General features: G+C 38.3%; 8 protein-coding genes. All 8 read right to left on the bottom strand.

Annotation, left to right across the window (positions count from 1 at the left end; genetic code table 11):
- Positions 1-8: 8 nt before the first annotated feature.
- Positions 9-3,290 carry a tetratricopeptide repeat protein gene (locus tag MTF67_RS01340; protein WP_248518505.1) on the bottom strand — a complete coding sequence of 1,094 codons (3,282 nt, stop codon included), beginning with the start codon at positions 3,288-3,290 and terminating at the stop codon, positions 9-11.
- A complete protein-coding gene (locus tag MTF67_RS01335) occupies positions 3,290-6,001 on the bottom strand; it encodes an endo alpha-1,4 polygalactosaminidase (RefSeq protein ID WP_248518504.1) in 2,712 nt (903 codons plus the stop codon). Before MTF67_RS01335 ends, MTF67_RS01340 begins: the two co-directional genes overlap by 1 nt.
- Before the next feature lie 337 nt (positions 6,002-6,338).
- Entirely contained in the window at positions 6,339-7,328 is a 990-nt protein-coding gene (locus tag MTF67_RS01330; RefSeq protein WP_058428499.1) for a sensor domain-containing diguanylate cyclase, read from the bottom strand.
- 185 nt (positions 7,329-7,513) lie between these two features.
- Positions 7,514-7,894 (bottom strand): DP-EP family protein, encoded by a 381-nt coding sequence (locus tag MTF67_RS01325; protein WP_008132792.1) that lies wholly within the window; start codon positions 7,892-7,894, stop codon positions 7,514-7,516.
- A gap of 20 nt (positions 7,895-7,914) precedes the next feature.
- The gene (locus MTF67_RS01320) at positions 7,915-11,166 is read right to left on the bottom strand and encodes a winged helix-turn-helix domain-containing protein (RefSeq protein ID WP_248518503.1); all 3,252 of its coding nucleotides are present in this window, start codon (positions 11,164-11,166) and stop codon (positions 7,915-7,917) included.
- A gap of 158 nt (positions 11,167-11,324) precedes the next feature.
- The gene (locus tag MTF67_RS01315; protein WP_006794131.1) at positions 11,325-12,155 is read right to left on the bottom strand and encodes a mechanosensitive ion channel family protein; all 831 of its coding nucleotides are present in this window, start codon (positions 12,153-12,155) and stop codon (positions 11,325-11,327) included.
- A 37-nt stretch (positions 12,156-12,192) separates the two neighbouring features.
- The gene (locus MTF67_RS01310; RefSeq protein ID WP_248518502.1) at positions 12,193-12,912 is read right to left on the bottom strand and encodes an LrgB family protein; all 720 of its coding nucleotides are present in this window, start codon (positions 12,910-12,912) and stop codon (positions 12,193-12,195) included.
- Positions 12,905-13,258 (bottom strand): CidA/LrgA family protein, encoded by a 354-nt coding sequence (locus MTF67_RS01305; protein WP_058428504.1) that lies wholly within the window; start codon positions 13,256-13,258, stop codon positions 12,905-12,907. The genes MTF67_RS01310 and MTF67_RS01305 overlap by 8 nt, the downstream gene beginning before the upstream one ends.
- Positions 13,259-13,330: the final 72 nt, after the last annotated feature.

The following is a 13,330-nucleotide window of genomic DNA, read 5'->3' as shown; positions in this document are numbered from 1 at the left end:
TCCTAACATTAAAAATGTATGTAATATCCTAATTGTAACTGTGTATCTGAGTTACCGACCTTATTACTACTTTGGTAACCGAGCTGTAATTTAAATAAATCATCACCAAGTACTGACCATCCAGCACCACTGGAAACAGACACATCAATTGTATCGTTCAGTGTTTGGTAGCCCGTACTTATGTCAAATAACCAAGACGGACTGGCACCCAAGTATGGGGGCGTTAATGAGCCTGTTGAGGCAAAAGAAGTACCTAGGGCAAAACGCCTAAAAGGTTCAATAACTATGCGTCTGGGTCTTCTATTTGTATTAATAGCAGTATTTACTGGGTCAAAGTCTTGCCATTGCGCACTAAAGTAGGCGTTCCAAATAGGGCGATCTTTTAAAATACTGTATTGATAGCGTGCGTTATATTCCTGTCCATTAACGAGTGTGCTGTCGTTGTCTCTACGCGTGAACGACATAGCAGCTGCTGATAGCTGCACGCTTTGCCTGTTATCAATATTATAATTTATATAAGCCATGGCTTTATTAAGTTGCGCATAGCTAAGTAGCACTTCAGATTGACGGTTTTCGGCATTGTATTGTAAGTTTATGCCAACTTGAGTGCGCGCATCCCACTGATAACGAGAGTCTAAATTTACGCCTTGTCGGCTAACAATATCGCCCTGATGCGTATCAACTTTTGTATTAAAAGCCCACCGGCCAAACGTCATTGTATTTTCTATTGCGAATAGCAGTCCGTTATTGCCAAGGTTTTGCTGATCGCTAAGGCTCAGTTTCCACTGGCCTTTTGCATAAGGAAAATACACATTTATGTCGTATTGCGTACTATTAAGCCCTGCTTGCGGTGATAGGTTTACTTCAAATGCGCGAAAGTAAGCTGTGCGCGCGTTTCTTAAAAAGCCTAGCTGAGCTTCACTTGGCTCGTTAATTAGCTCTTCATACCAACGTTGCATAGTTGCATAAGGTTGGTTTAAGTATAAAAGCGCACTTAACTGATCGTTTTTGCCAAGTGTATTTTTATCAACTAATTGTTTGATTTTACTAAACTCACCTTGAGTCATGTACAGCTGAAGTGCTTGCCACGGCTCAAGTTTTTGCGCAGCACGGCGTGATAACCACCAGTTTGCTTGTGCTGTGCCTATGGTTTCAGGGGCTAACTCATCGAGTGTGTTTAGCTGCATTAAATGTGGCATAGCCATAGCGCCAGCCCATCTAAACATAAGTCCTCGATATGCATATTTATCTTTAGGTAAATGCTGAAGAAGATAATGATTAAGCTCTGTGGCGTTGGCGTAATAGCCGAGTTGTTTCATTACATCGGCTAAGTTTACTAATGTGGTTAAGTCGCTAGGCTCAGCTATCGCTAGTTTACGTAAGTAAAAATAAGCACTGTTATATGACTTTTCATAAATAGATAAGCTCGCTAAAAGTTGACCCCACGCATATGTTGGGTTGTTGTCAGCATAGTTATTTAAAATACGTTTAATCATGATGCTGTCGTGCATTTGCAGTGCTAACCAACCTTGCACAAGTACTACGTCAGGATTGTATTCACTTAGTTTTGCGGCGCGGTTGAGCGTTGTATACGCTGAATTTAAATCGCTCTGATTTTGATACCAGCTAGCTAGCGTTAACCAAGCAGGGTATAGCGCCTTGTTATAGCGTTGCTTGTTCAGTTCGTTATAGATTCGTTCAACGGCGTTTGAATCGTTTATTTGCGTACTTAAATTAGCAATGTCAATTAACTGACTTTCGCTCAGAGAAGGTTGCTGCCATAAATGCGCAAGTAACGCTTTGGGGTTACCTTCAAAGCGTACTTGCTGGTATTGCAATAAATCGCTTTCGCCTAATTTACCCAGTAACTTTAGTTGCTCAAGCGCATGAAGCTGTTCTTTTTTATCATTTACCCTGAGCGCCATGTCAACGCGGGCACTCCAGAATTCGTCGTCGCTGCTTTGCTGCTTTTGCTTTAAAATAGTTAGTGCCGTGTTAAAGTCGTTATTTAACCAAAACGCACGGGCTAGCCACATTAAATCTTCTTCGTTTTTGGGGCCCTGATAAATAGGCCACAAATTACGTAAACCGCTTAAGTTACCTGTGTCATGTAATACTTTTGCTTTCCAATATTGTGATAATACGCTTTTACCGTTTATGCTTTCAAAACGCTCTATATGCTTGAGCTCTTGTTTGGCATCGCCAATAAACTCGTTGGTTTGCATCCATTTAGAAAAGCCATTGCCTTTTAGTTGCCTATTTTTAGCTTTGTAAGCGTAAATGTCGTTAGCGTCTTGGTACAAATATAATGCCGTTGCATCGTTAATACTGTCTGTAAGCATTGATGCGGTAACGGCTTTATTTATCATTAACCATTTAAATTCTTTGAGTGCAGCTCTTGGCTTATTGAGCCAGCGCTTTATTTTCCAATTTAGTAAATGAAGATCTTTATCGTTAGGTTTTTGTTTTAGTAGTTTTGAAAGCAATAATTCAGCGCCGTTAGCATCGCCATTGGCTAAGTGAAGCTGCATTGCCTGTGTTAAATACTTAATATTGTTAGGCTCTTTTTGCAGCAGTTTTGTAGCTGCAATAATTGCATCTTCTTTATTGCCTGCTAAGTCAGCAAGATAAAGTGTGCGCTTTATATTTGATTGATCTCCATATTGCTTCCACCACGCATAAGCTTGCACCGCTTCGTTTGCCCCGAGAGCGGTTTCAATGGCTTTTTCAGCTATTGTTTCGCTCATGTTATTTTTGTAAAGCAGCAGCGCTTTTGCAGGCTCGCCTGCGGTTAACCAATAATCAGCGGCAATTAACGGCTTTTTGTGTGTTTGATAATAATGTGCAAGCTTAACATTCAAACCAAGTGCCTTAGCTATACTAAGAATGTCTTCGTTCCATGGTTTATAGGCACTAACCTTTAATGAAAGTTCTTCAAATCGATCATCTACATTGGCACCACTTGCAAGCCATAATGAGTAAAGTAACTTTATTTCAAGTTCTGTTTTACGCCGACTTTTTGTTAGTCTTTCTAGCTCATTAGTTGCGTTTGAATATTCACTCAATGCAATATGCAGTTCAACTAATTTAGCGCGCAGTTTTTCATTGTTTGGGTCAGTATTAAGTGCAGCGTGTAAGTATGACTTTTCGAACGTATAGTCTTGTGAAAGTGCATCGTTTTCAAAGAAGAGGGTGTGCGGAAATAGCGCATACAACGAAAAACAGCTAACAGCGAGTATTGTTAAAATTGTTTTTATTGAAACCAAATGAGGGCGCTTTTTGGTATTCATTACTTAGTGACCTCGTTACAACGCAAATAACCCAAAAACTCACCTGCAGGTAGTTTAAAGTGGGTTATTTTTCCGCGAGTAATACCTTTATAACTTTTTCCCATATGAGATATAAATTGGCAAGAGTGGGCATTCACTAAATCAAGTGTTGCAGGTATCCACGCTTTAAAACTAACCGGGCCATTTACTTGCCATGTATCTATTACTACATTGGCAGAGGCTAAATAGGGGGAATTACCTTTTTGGCTGTGGTCAAAACTAATACGCGAAATACCCTTTATAGTATGTACGTAATCGCCTTGCTGCGTTACCCCTAATACCCCATCACTTTGTGATATGTTTGCAATATCAAAGTCGCTGGGTATGCGAAGGGTGCGAATATTTTTTGAACTAAACAACCAGTCGCCTTTACTATTTTTAGCTAAAGCAGAAAAGTAAAAATCTTTCGCAATTTTTGCATAGTGGCTTAAGTACACCGGTGTATTAGGTCTTTGTAATACATAGTCAATATTATGCTTTAGGGCATCAAGCCCTGCAGGAACTTCGCCAGAATAAAAGTGATAGTAAATAGTATAGGGCTTTAACCTGTATGGCTTTTCGGTTATTTCAAAGGTCTCTGTTAGGCGCTTAAACCCATAATACGGGCCATGCCATAAATTAGTGTATACGTTTTCGTTCAGTATTGGCGCGTAAATTTGATACAGTAAATCACCCTCAGGGCGCGCAATCGGCGATATATGTGAAAGGCTAGGGTTATCACTATTTACATCAGTATTGCCGCCATTTACGTTTAGTACACCAGCATTACGCGCTATTTTTAATGCGTCTGGACCGGGTGTAGCATCGCCCGACCACAACATAAGCACTGTTTTTTTTCCTTTAGGTACAAGTCTTTCATTAATATAATTAATGGTGCCGGTAATTTCTTTTTCTAAGCTAATTGTGTCATAGCCAGGTACATCTAAGTGAAACCCATAGTCAGTATCTTCTTCGTCAATTTCTTTTCGGCCAGAAAGCGCGGTCCAAAAGTAAGGGTGACTATAAGTATGCGAAGCGACCTCTACATAGGGAAGTTCAAAAATACTGCGCGCAATTTTTTCTAGTTTTTTACTGTGCTTAGCATGAATTCCTCCAGGCTCTATATCAGCCTGAATAATAGAAGATGTGATGGGAAGTTTATAAGGTTTAATAATGTCATCGCGAATGACCTCTGCGGCATATGGGCTGCCATCAAAGTGTGCAATGCTGGTAAAGCCATCCCCATCTATATGCATAGTAAGCATACGTCTGCCACTTTCTGTCGTTGTGTCTGGAGCGAGTATTGTGGGTAACCCCATGGCTTTAGTAAGCAGTGTCAGTGGGTCAATAACCCAATTACTACCTTCCATTGGGAGCGTATCAATCAGCCATGGGGCAACAATAACTGCGCCATATTTGGTTTTGGCACTTTGTACAACGGTGCTACCATCAGCCGCTTTTATATCAATAAGAGTGGTGGCTTCTGGCGCTAATTTTAATAAATAAGGTTTGGTAATGGCAGGCGAAGAACCTGACTCACCTTCTAACCATGGTGCTAAATAGTTAAGTTCATAAGGCCCTGGAGGGGAGCTGTTAAGTGTTTCCACGCCTAATGCGGCTAATAATTTAGCTGATTGTGGTAGCTCACCTACCACTAACTGAGGCACTGTACCTAGGCTAGCTTCGAGCCAATTTATTACACTTGGGGAGTAAAAGCCCCCCATGTTTGTCCATGAAACAATTCCAGCATGTAAACTTGGATCAACTAATGGCAACTCTCGTTTTGCTATATCAATATAGTCAGGAATATAACCTAAATACTCAATAAGAGTGGCTAGCTTTAAATGAACTGTAGAATAAATAAGGGGTTTTAAGTCACTATTGTACGGAATAAGTACGCGCCTGGGTACGGGGCTAATAGTTGATGTTCCCCAGGTTTGTAAATGCCCATCGGTCACCCAAGCACTAAACCCAGAAGCAATAATTTTTTCAGCCATTACAAGGCGTTTGTCAGGTTTTGCATAGTCAATAACTTGAACATTAAAACCTAAGCTTTGCGCTTTTTTAAGTTGAGTTGTTAACCATGCTTGATCGTTCTTAGAGGTTAACTTGTAGCTATTATCAAGTGGATTAAAGTGGCTAAATAATCCCTCAGCAACTAAGTCGGTTGCAAGGTTTTGTAGGCTTGGCAGTAATTCAAAGCCACGATTGAGCACTAATTGCTTTTTAAATACTAAAGACAGATCTTTTATTATTGAAACTAATCCAGCTTGCTGCGCTAATTTATCGTAACGTTCGTTATCTAATAATTGATAGCTATCAAGGGTGTCTAAAAACAACCCACTAAAGCCACGTTCTTTTAATATAACAGCCGAGCTATTTAATTGTTGTTGCCATTGCTTTGAAGTTAAATCGGAAATGTAGCTATTCCAATTTGGGTTTGTAGTAAGTGAATAGTCACTTTTATTATATGATTCGCCAATGCTCAAATAAGCATAAACAGCAATGTTACGTTCTTTAAACCAATTTAATTCATGCTCAGTCACTAACTCAGGTTGCACAACAACGCGTGAGTAAAAAGTCATTTCAGCTAAAGGCATTGGGGCTGAATAGTAAAAAGCGATGCTGTTATTAACGGGCTTTGCTAGTAACTGCGCTGATACTAAAAGCAAAAGCCATAAAATATATTTCATTAATGATTCGTTATGTTAATTTTAAACTATTGCTCAAAGGAAAGCATTTCGAGGCTTTTCTAGTTATTTTGTATTAGTTATTAAGTATTATTATATGTTAACAAAAATAAAAGGTCTATCATGTTGTTTTAAATTTATACTAAATTAATCTATTATTTAGGTGGTGTTATTATTGCAAGTTAATGAATTTAAATAAATAAAACCTTTAAGAAAGGCTTGGATTTTAAACGAGATTTGTAAAGAAATGTAAGTTTTTATTGTCAGTTCTGGATAAATTTAAAAGCCATTTCGCTTATAAAATGGCCTTTAAAAAGTTTATTGTTTTAAATATTAATCATTACCTAATACAAATCATGTTTCTTCCTTGCGATTTAGCTCTGTACAAAGCGCTGTCGGCGGCACACATTAATGCTTCAGATGTTCTATATTGGTTATTGTATTCACACGCTAAGCCTTGGCTAACACTAATTTTAACGTTGTCAGGTAGGCCTATTTCTCTAAAGTTTAAATTTAAAATTCTATCTTGAATACGCTTGGCTATCATCTCAGCGTTTGAAATATGAGATCGCGGTAATACCACGGCAAACTCTTCTCCACCATATCGGGCAACTAAGCTGTCTTTTGACGGCAGGCATTCTTCAATTGTTTTTGCTACTTTTTGCAAGCATTTGTCACCTTTTACATGCCCAAAGTTATCGTTAAATAATTTAAAATAATCAATATCAATCAATATAAAACTTAATGGTTGCTTGTTCATTAGACATGTTTGCCAATCTTTGTGGATTGTTTTTTCGAGCGTTCCACGATTTGCAATACCAGTTAGGTGATCGAGCTTTGAAAGTGTTTCGAGTACTTTATACTTTTTTATGTGTTTAGAAATGTCATGCATGATGCAAATAAATAAAGGAGTATTATTAGTTGTTGCTGGTGGAATGCACGAAACCGAAAGCTCTACATCTAAAAAGTTACCATTAGCTTTAATTATTTTTACTTCTTTGGGGCCATGATTTAGCGGCGTTTGATAATTGTTTCTCCAACTTTCAAACATGTATTCGTAATCGTCACGGTATTGCTCTTGTAAAAAATGCTGCCACTTTTTACCAATTAATATATCTGAAGGAACATTAAAAAATCGTGCAGCTACCGGGTTTACCGATTCAAAAATGCCTTGTGCATTTACAATAAATATAGCATCGGCCATCACGTTAGTGACATTAATAATCGCGCTTATTTTTTCATTGTTAACACGCTCAGAAAGGCTGTTTACTAATGTTGATACAGCGATATTTTCGTTATTTAGTTTGCTGTGTTGATTATTGTTAGACATGGCAGTTGCTCATTTTTATTGTTAATGAAACTTGATGTCTAGCAGTGTATTCAATTTATGGTTTTTAAACCTTTCGGTAACCTTCTGGTTTAAGTTATTGTTATTTATGTTTATTTAATGGGCGTTTTTAAATAAATTGCACCGCAATTAATATGCCTGTGCAATTTAAGAATAAGTATTACTAATTAGAGTTCTTTTTCATTCTTAACTTGTGGATCAGCGCTTTCATATTTATTGCCATTACATTCAACGTTAAAAATTAAGCATACAGAGCCATTATTTTCATCTGTGTCGGTAATGATAATTGTGTGGCCGTTGTCACTTACTTTATAGCTGAAGTCTTGGGCGCATGGTTTTTGTGTGTCGATATCGGTGATAGTAGCGCCAGTAAATACGAAACCATTTTGAATTGTGGCGTCGTCTAAATTATAGTTGCCAGCGGTTTCAGTTCTTACAACACCACCGCCAGTAGCGGGTTCGCCATTTTTTGTATAGCTAAAAATAGCTTCACTATTGTTAAGTTTAATATTTACTTGAAAGTCGACATTTTCTAGGGTGTTATTCATATTATTTCCTTTATGAGTAATTATAGTTGGAAGTTCGTAATGCCTAATTTAACTAGGCTTGTTTTTATTTCTGATATCTCGTCTTCCCTGTTTAAACAGGTATAAGCTTGTACTAGTGGGTATGTTATTTTTACGCTCTGACTTATTTTTGCAGCTTCAGAAATAGCTTTGATAGCGCTTAAGCAAAATTGCTCTCGCTGTTTATTAGTTGTAGCTAAGTTTGCTTTGATTAAGTTTATTCTTGTATATACTAAGTAATCACCAGTTTTAGTTAGGTTGGATAATTGATGTTTGTAGTTTTCATTATTCTCAAGCTCAGTTAATAACTTCTGCGCTTTGAGTGATGATTGTCTATTTATAAAATATTGAATCAGTGTAATTTGTGTATTAATAGTGCTGGTATTTTTAAAATTTTGAGATTTTAAAAAATTAATTATTTTTTCAATTGTTGAGTCAGTAGCTTCATCAGTAGATAGCATTAGTGAAAGTGCTAAAGAGCGATAATACATAAGCTGAAATTTATTGTTTTTTGGATCTTGTACTAAAGCTTCATTGATAACTTGATTAGCCAAGCTGGCTTTTTTATGTGCCATCCGTTTATCACTCAAATAGCTCAGTAAATAACTTTGTTGCATATATAGGTTTGCTGATGTGTAAAAAAGGCTTGCATCACTAGGGTAGTTAGCAATCAATTTTGTGATTACTTTAACTGCAGCTTCTAATATATTAACTGCTTCATTAAAGTTACTTAGCCTCTCTTCTGTTTTTGCAAGCCAACTAATTGTATCGGATTTATCTCGAAGTAAGTCTTTGTTATTAGGTTTCAGTTCAAGCGCTTTATTCTTAAGTAAAAGTGACTCTGCAAAGTTCTTTTTTGCAGCGCTGTAGTTAGATTTTTTTATGTATAAAGAACCTAAAGAATTAGATGAATACGATAATTCCATAATGGAGTTAAAATCATTGGCTGCCAGCGCATACATTTTTTTACTGTAATCGTGGTATCTTTTAAACATTTGCTCAGTAGCTTGATGATCATTTTGATCATAAGCTAATTGACCAAGCCAAAAGGCATTGGCGCCTGCAAGCGTGAGTAGCTCTAAGTTGTTTGGCTGAATTTTTAATAATGCCTCAAGGCGAATGCGGGCGTTTTCAAAGGCGGTTAAGGCCTCAATGGTTTTTCCGCGCGAATAGGCCACTTCCCCCATGGCCTCAAGGGTTTGTGCGTACTGAAAACGGTTGTTAAATTGTGCTTTATTATTGCTAAAGCTAAAAAGTGAACTTGAATCGTCAGTTTGATCAGTAAAATACTCAAGTGCTTTATTACTAATACCATCAAGTAAGTCCATACGTTCAACGCTACGTAATTTATCCGCAAAGTCGCCGACCATAAACCCTAGTAAGCTTTCGGCCTCTTGGCGTTTTTGCTGTGCTAGTTGCTGCGCTTGAAAGCTGGTAACACTCATTAATAGGGCAACACAGGTAAGTAAACAAAGCAAAGCGACAGTGCCACGTTTTATGGTTGTTTTTGTTTTACTATGCTTAAGAGAGCTGGTTATAAGGGCGTGTTCGTCATCGCCTAGTTCGAATGTGTTGTCGTTTAATAAGGTAACGGCCTCTTGCAGCGGTTTTCCTGTCGCAAGGAGGTAAGCATTACTTTTACCTTCATCTATCCAATTTTGTGCTTGGTGTTGTAAACGGCTTTTTATTGCTAATGAATCTTTGTGATCGCTTATCCACTGCTTTGCGCGTGGCCATTGACGCAATAATGCTTCGTGCGCAAGGCTAAAACAGGCTTCGCCATTTTGTAAGTGCGATACAAACAAGCGGCTATCGACCATGGCTTGTACAAGTTCTATTTGGCTAGTGTTAGTTAATGCCTTCCAGCGGGCTGCGCGGCTAGTAATAGTTTTACCATCAGGGTTTAGCGTTATTAATTGTGATAACACGCTTTTTAGTTGCAGTTGTTGTTTGTTGCTAAGGCCTATAAATACATCTTCTGCTTTTTTGCCTATGGCGCCCTCAATACCGCCAAGTTTTTTATACACACTGTGTAACAACTCATTATTATCACTGCGCTGTAAATACAGCTCTTGCAGTGTGTATTGCAGCATGGGTAGTGCATCGGGATTGTTGGCGGTATCGGCGCAGAGTATTTCATCCAGTGGTGTTTGGGTTTGTGGGTCATGTGAAAACGTTAAATTAGCGGTTATTGCTGGCAAGCGAATAATTTGTTGAAGCTCGTGCCTGTTCGGTGGTGTTAAGTCGTAATGCGCGCCATTAGCTTTGCCAGCCATTAGGCTTGGTTGCTCAACCACTAAAGGATAAAAATCGTTTCTGCACGCACTAAATACAATCACCGCTTTAGACGTTGCTAAGCGCTCAATAACTGATAAAAATTGGCTACGTGTTTCATCATCAAATAAAGGTGATGAAAGTAGGACCTCTAAACGATCTATGAACAAAAATAATTGCGGTTTGTTAAGCGTTGGTACTGTTTTAGTTAGGGCATTTGTTAAAGTATGAATAACGTTATTAGTGTTTTGCGTTAATTGCTGGGCGAGTGCTTCGGCGCTTAAACCATCAAAGACAGGCAGGTTATTTATATCCCAATCAAGCATGGCAGACGCTAAGTCTAAATAAAGCCGGCTGTGGTCAATATCTGCAAAATCTAGTTGAGTATACGAAACAACACCAATCCCGTTGTAGCCGCGCTCATCAAGCAGTTTAGGTAAAATGCCTGCGTTCACTAAGGATGATTTACCGGTACCACTTGGACCTAAAATTAAGCAAAAAGCGCGACCAAAATTCACTTGGCTAGCCACTCTTTCCAATAAAGTGGTAATAGCCTGATTTCGGCCAAAAAACAGGTGGTTATCGGTTGTATTATAAGCGCTTAATCCTAAAAATGGAGATCCACCTTGCCAGCTTGTTACTTTGGGGGCTTCTTCACTTAAAGGAAAGTCTAACTTTGCAATAATACGGTAGCCACGTTTTCTTATTGTTTCTATGTATTGTGGTGCACTTGCTTTATCGCCAAGAGCTTTGCGCAACTGTGTAATTATTTTATGTAGCGGGTTATCGCCTACTTCAATATTTTTCCAACAGTGGTTAAGTAGTTCGTCACTGCTTACAAGCTCCCCTTTTTTTGAGCATAAATAGATCAAAACATCCATGGCTTTTGGTTCTAGCTGCTTGTTTTTACCAGCATGTTGAATGCTGTTTGATAGGGGGCTTACCTGCCAATCGCCTAAATAAAATGGGCTGAGGTTCATAGTGACTCATTGTTGTTTTTTGTTGATCTAAATATGTATCGGCTTGTTAAGCTGTAACTTAATAGTACAGAAAAAATGGCAAACCAATATGGCTTTTAGTCAGTGGTGTTGAGTTATTTTAACGCCAGCCCTTGGCTAGACCAGCGTTGTATTTACAGTTATAGGTCGTTTTTATTTATGGTAACAACACGTTGCGGGAAAGGAATTTCGATATTGGCGTCGTTAATGGCTTTGTACACTCCACCGTTTATAGCTAACTTTGTTTCTATAATTTTCGTGGTGGGTACCCAGTATCGGTAGCTAAGGGTAACGCCGCTATCGGCAAAGCGCTCAATGCCTATTTGCGAGTGCGGGTTTTGAGCAACTAACTCGTGTGCGTTGAGTACCTCTTCAATAAGATCAATAGCGGTATCAGCACATGCGCTATAGGCAATATCTATTTCACCCTTAACTAACGAGTAACTAAATGAGTTATGAATTATTTCGCCCATAATATGTTTGTTAGGGATGGTGATTTCTACTTTTTCTTCATCTATTAAAATGGTGTAGCCAAGCTCTATTGTTTTAACTTGACCGCTTACATTTTTAACTTCAATGGTATCGCCAACTACAAAAGGGCGTGTAGCGATAATGGCAAGGCCAGCACCATAATTAGACAGCATGCCCTGTAGTGCTAAACCTGCACCCAAAGAAGCTGCACCTATTGCCGCCACAAAGGGAGTAACACTTATCCCTATCTTGCCAAGCGCTATAATAATAACCATAACAATAAGCAGTACTTTTACAACACTACTAACAAAGTTTGTAAGCGTAATATCCACATTATGGCGAGTCATTAAATTGGCGACTATTTTAGATAGTTTTTGTGCTATCCAAAGGCCAATCAACAATATAAAAACAGCCCCTACAATTTGCATGCTGTAGGTAACTAAATACTCAGTGAGCATATTGTAATACTTTTCAAACTGTTCGATTTCAGAACTGATCATTATGGGCTCTTAACTCGTGTAATTAAATTTTTGTAAACTATAGCAAACTGTTTACTAAAAAAGGATAGAGGAGTGGGACTATTATGGCCGTTAGCAATGCACTGAGCGCCATAGCTACTGATGAAAATGCACCTATTTTAGGGTGTTCAGCAAGTGCCGCTGCTGTCCCAATAGCGTGGCAGGCCGTCCCCATAGCAACACCTTGGGATTCATGACTGCCTATTTTTACCAATTTAAACAGCATGAAACCAAATAATGCCCCTAATAAGCCAATAAAAATAACCATAGCGGCGGCCAAAGAGCTGATCCCCCCCAATGAATCTGTAACAATTAAAGAAATAGGCGTTGTGACGCTAAGTGCCGCCACAGAGGCACTTAGCTCAGAAGGAACCTTAAAAAATACACTTAATAAAAAAGCCACAAAAGTTGCATTTACAATACCTAAACTGCAAGTACCTAGTATGAGTAATAGATTTTTACGTACGTGAATAAACTGCTGATACAAAGGTAGCGCTAATGCGACAATGGCGGGCTCTAAAAGCCAGCTTAGTAGCTGGCTATGATGGGCAAACTTGGAGTAAGGCAGGTTTAAGTTAATCAATAACAAAGCAATAACGGCAATACTTAAAAAAACAGGGTTTGTAATTGACTTTAAAGCACTGCTTTTCATGCGTGTGTTAAAGGCCCTAAGCAGTAAAAACAAAGCAATAATTATAGGAACACATAACCACCAAATGTCAGGCTTTAATTCAGTCATTGTTTTTTCTACTTTTGAAAAAAACCATTACTGAGCTAACTAGTAATAATGTACTTGCTGGCACAATAAAAATAACAGACATTAAAAAAGGCCAATTAGATTTTATAAGGTTTAGGTGTTCAATAAAGCCAACGCCAGCGGGAATAAAAAAAATAGGCATAACATTTAAAATTGGGGAGGCACAAGGCTTTAGGTGTTGCTCTTTTACTATGCCTGCTAGCAGCAACGCTAATAAAATAACCATAGCGAGTAAAGGGGCAGGAAAGCTGCCTCCTGTATAATGCATAATAAGTTTAGCGCAGGCTAAACACAGCAAAATGATTGCGCTACTTAAAAGGTATTTCATCATTATTACTCAATTTAATAGGGTGCATTTAGTTTAACAATCAATAACAGCGTGTACATTGTGCCTTAGTAT

Source organism: Pseudoalteromonas sp. 2CM32C (assembly GCF_023161925.1).
Taxonomy (GTDB): Bacteria; Pseudomonadota; Gammaproteobacteria; order Enterobacterales; family Alteromonadaceae; genus Pseudoalteromonas; species Pseudoalteromonas marina.
This window is presented reverse-complemented; position numbering and strand designations above follow the sequence as displayed.

What these genes read in the sequence shown, in the direction of transcription:
- MTF67_RS01340 (WP_248518505.1), bottom strand. Translation starts at nt 3,290, where the DNA reads ATGAATACCAAAAAGCGCCCTCATTTGGTTTCAATAAAAACAATTTTA.
- MTF67_RS01335 (WP_248518504.1), bottom strand. Translation starts at nt 6,001, where the DNA reads ATGAAATATATTTTATGGCTTTTGCTTTTAGTATCAGCGCAGTTACTA.
- MTF67_RS01330 (WP_058428499.1), bottom strand. Translation starts at nt 7,328, where the DNA reads ATGTCTAACAATAATCAACACAGCAAACTAAATAACGAAAATATCGCT.
- MTF67_RS01325 (WP_008132792.1), bottom strand. Translation starts at nt 7,894, where the DNA reads ATGAATAACACCCTAGAAAATGTCGACTTTCAAGTAAATATTAAACTT.
- MTF67_RS01320 (WP_248518503.1), bottom strand. Translation starts at nt 11,166, where the DNA reads ATGAACCTCAGCCCATTTTATTTAGGCGATTGGCAGGTAAGCCCCCTA.
- MTF67_RS01315 (WP_006794131.1), bottom strand. Translation starts at nt 12,155, where the DNA reads ATGATCAGTTCTGAAATCGAACAGTTTGAAAAGTATTACAATATGCTC.
- MTF67_RS01310 (WP_248518502.1), bottom strand. Translation starts at nt 12,912, where the DNA reads ATGACTGAATTAAAGCCTGACATTTGGTGGTTATGTGTTCCTATAATT.
- MTF67_RS01305 (WP_058428504.1), bottom strand. Translation starts at nt 13,258, where the DNA reads ATGAAATACCTTTTAAGTAGCGCAATCATTTTGCTGTGTTTAGCCTGC.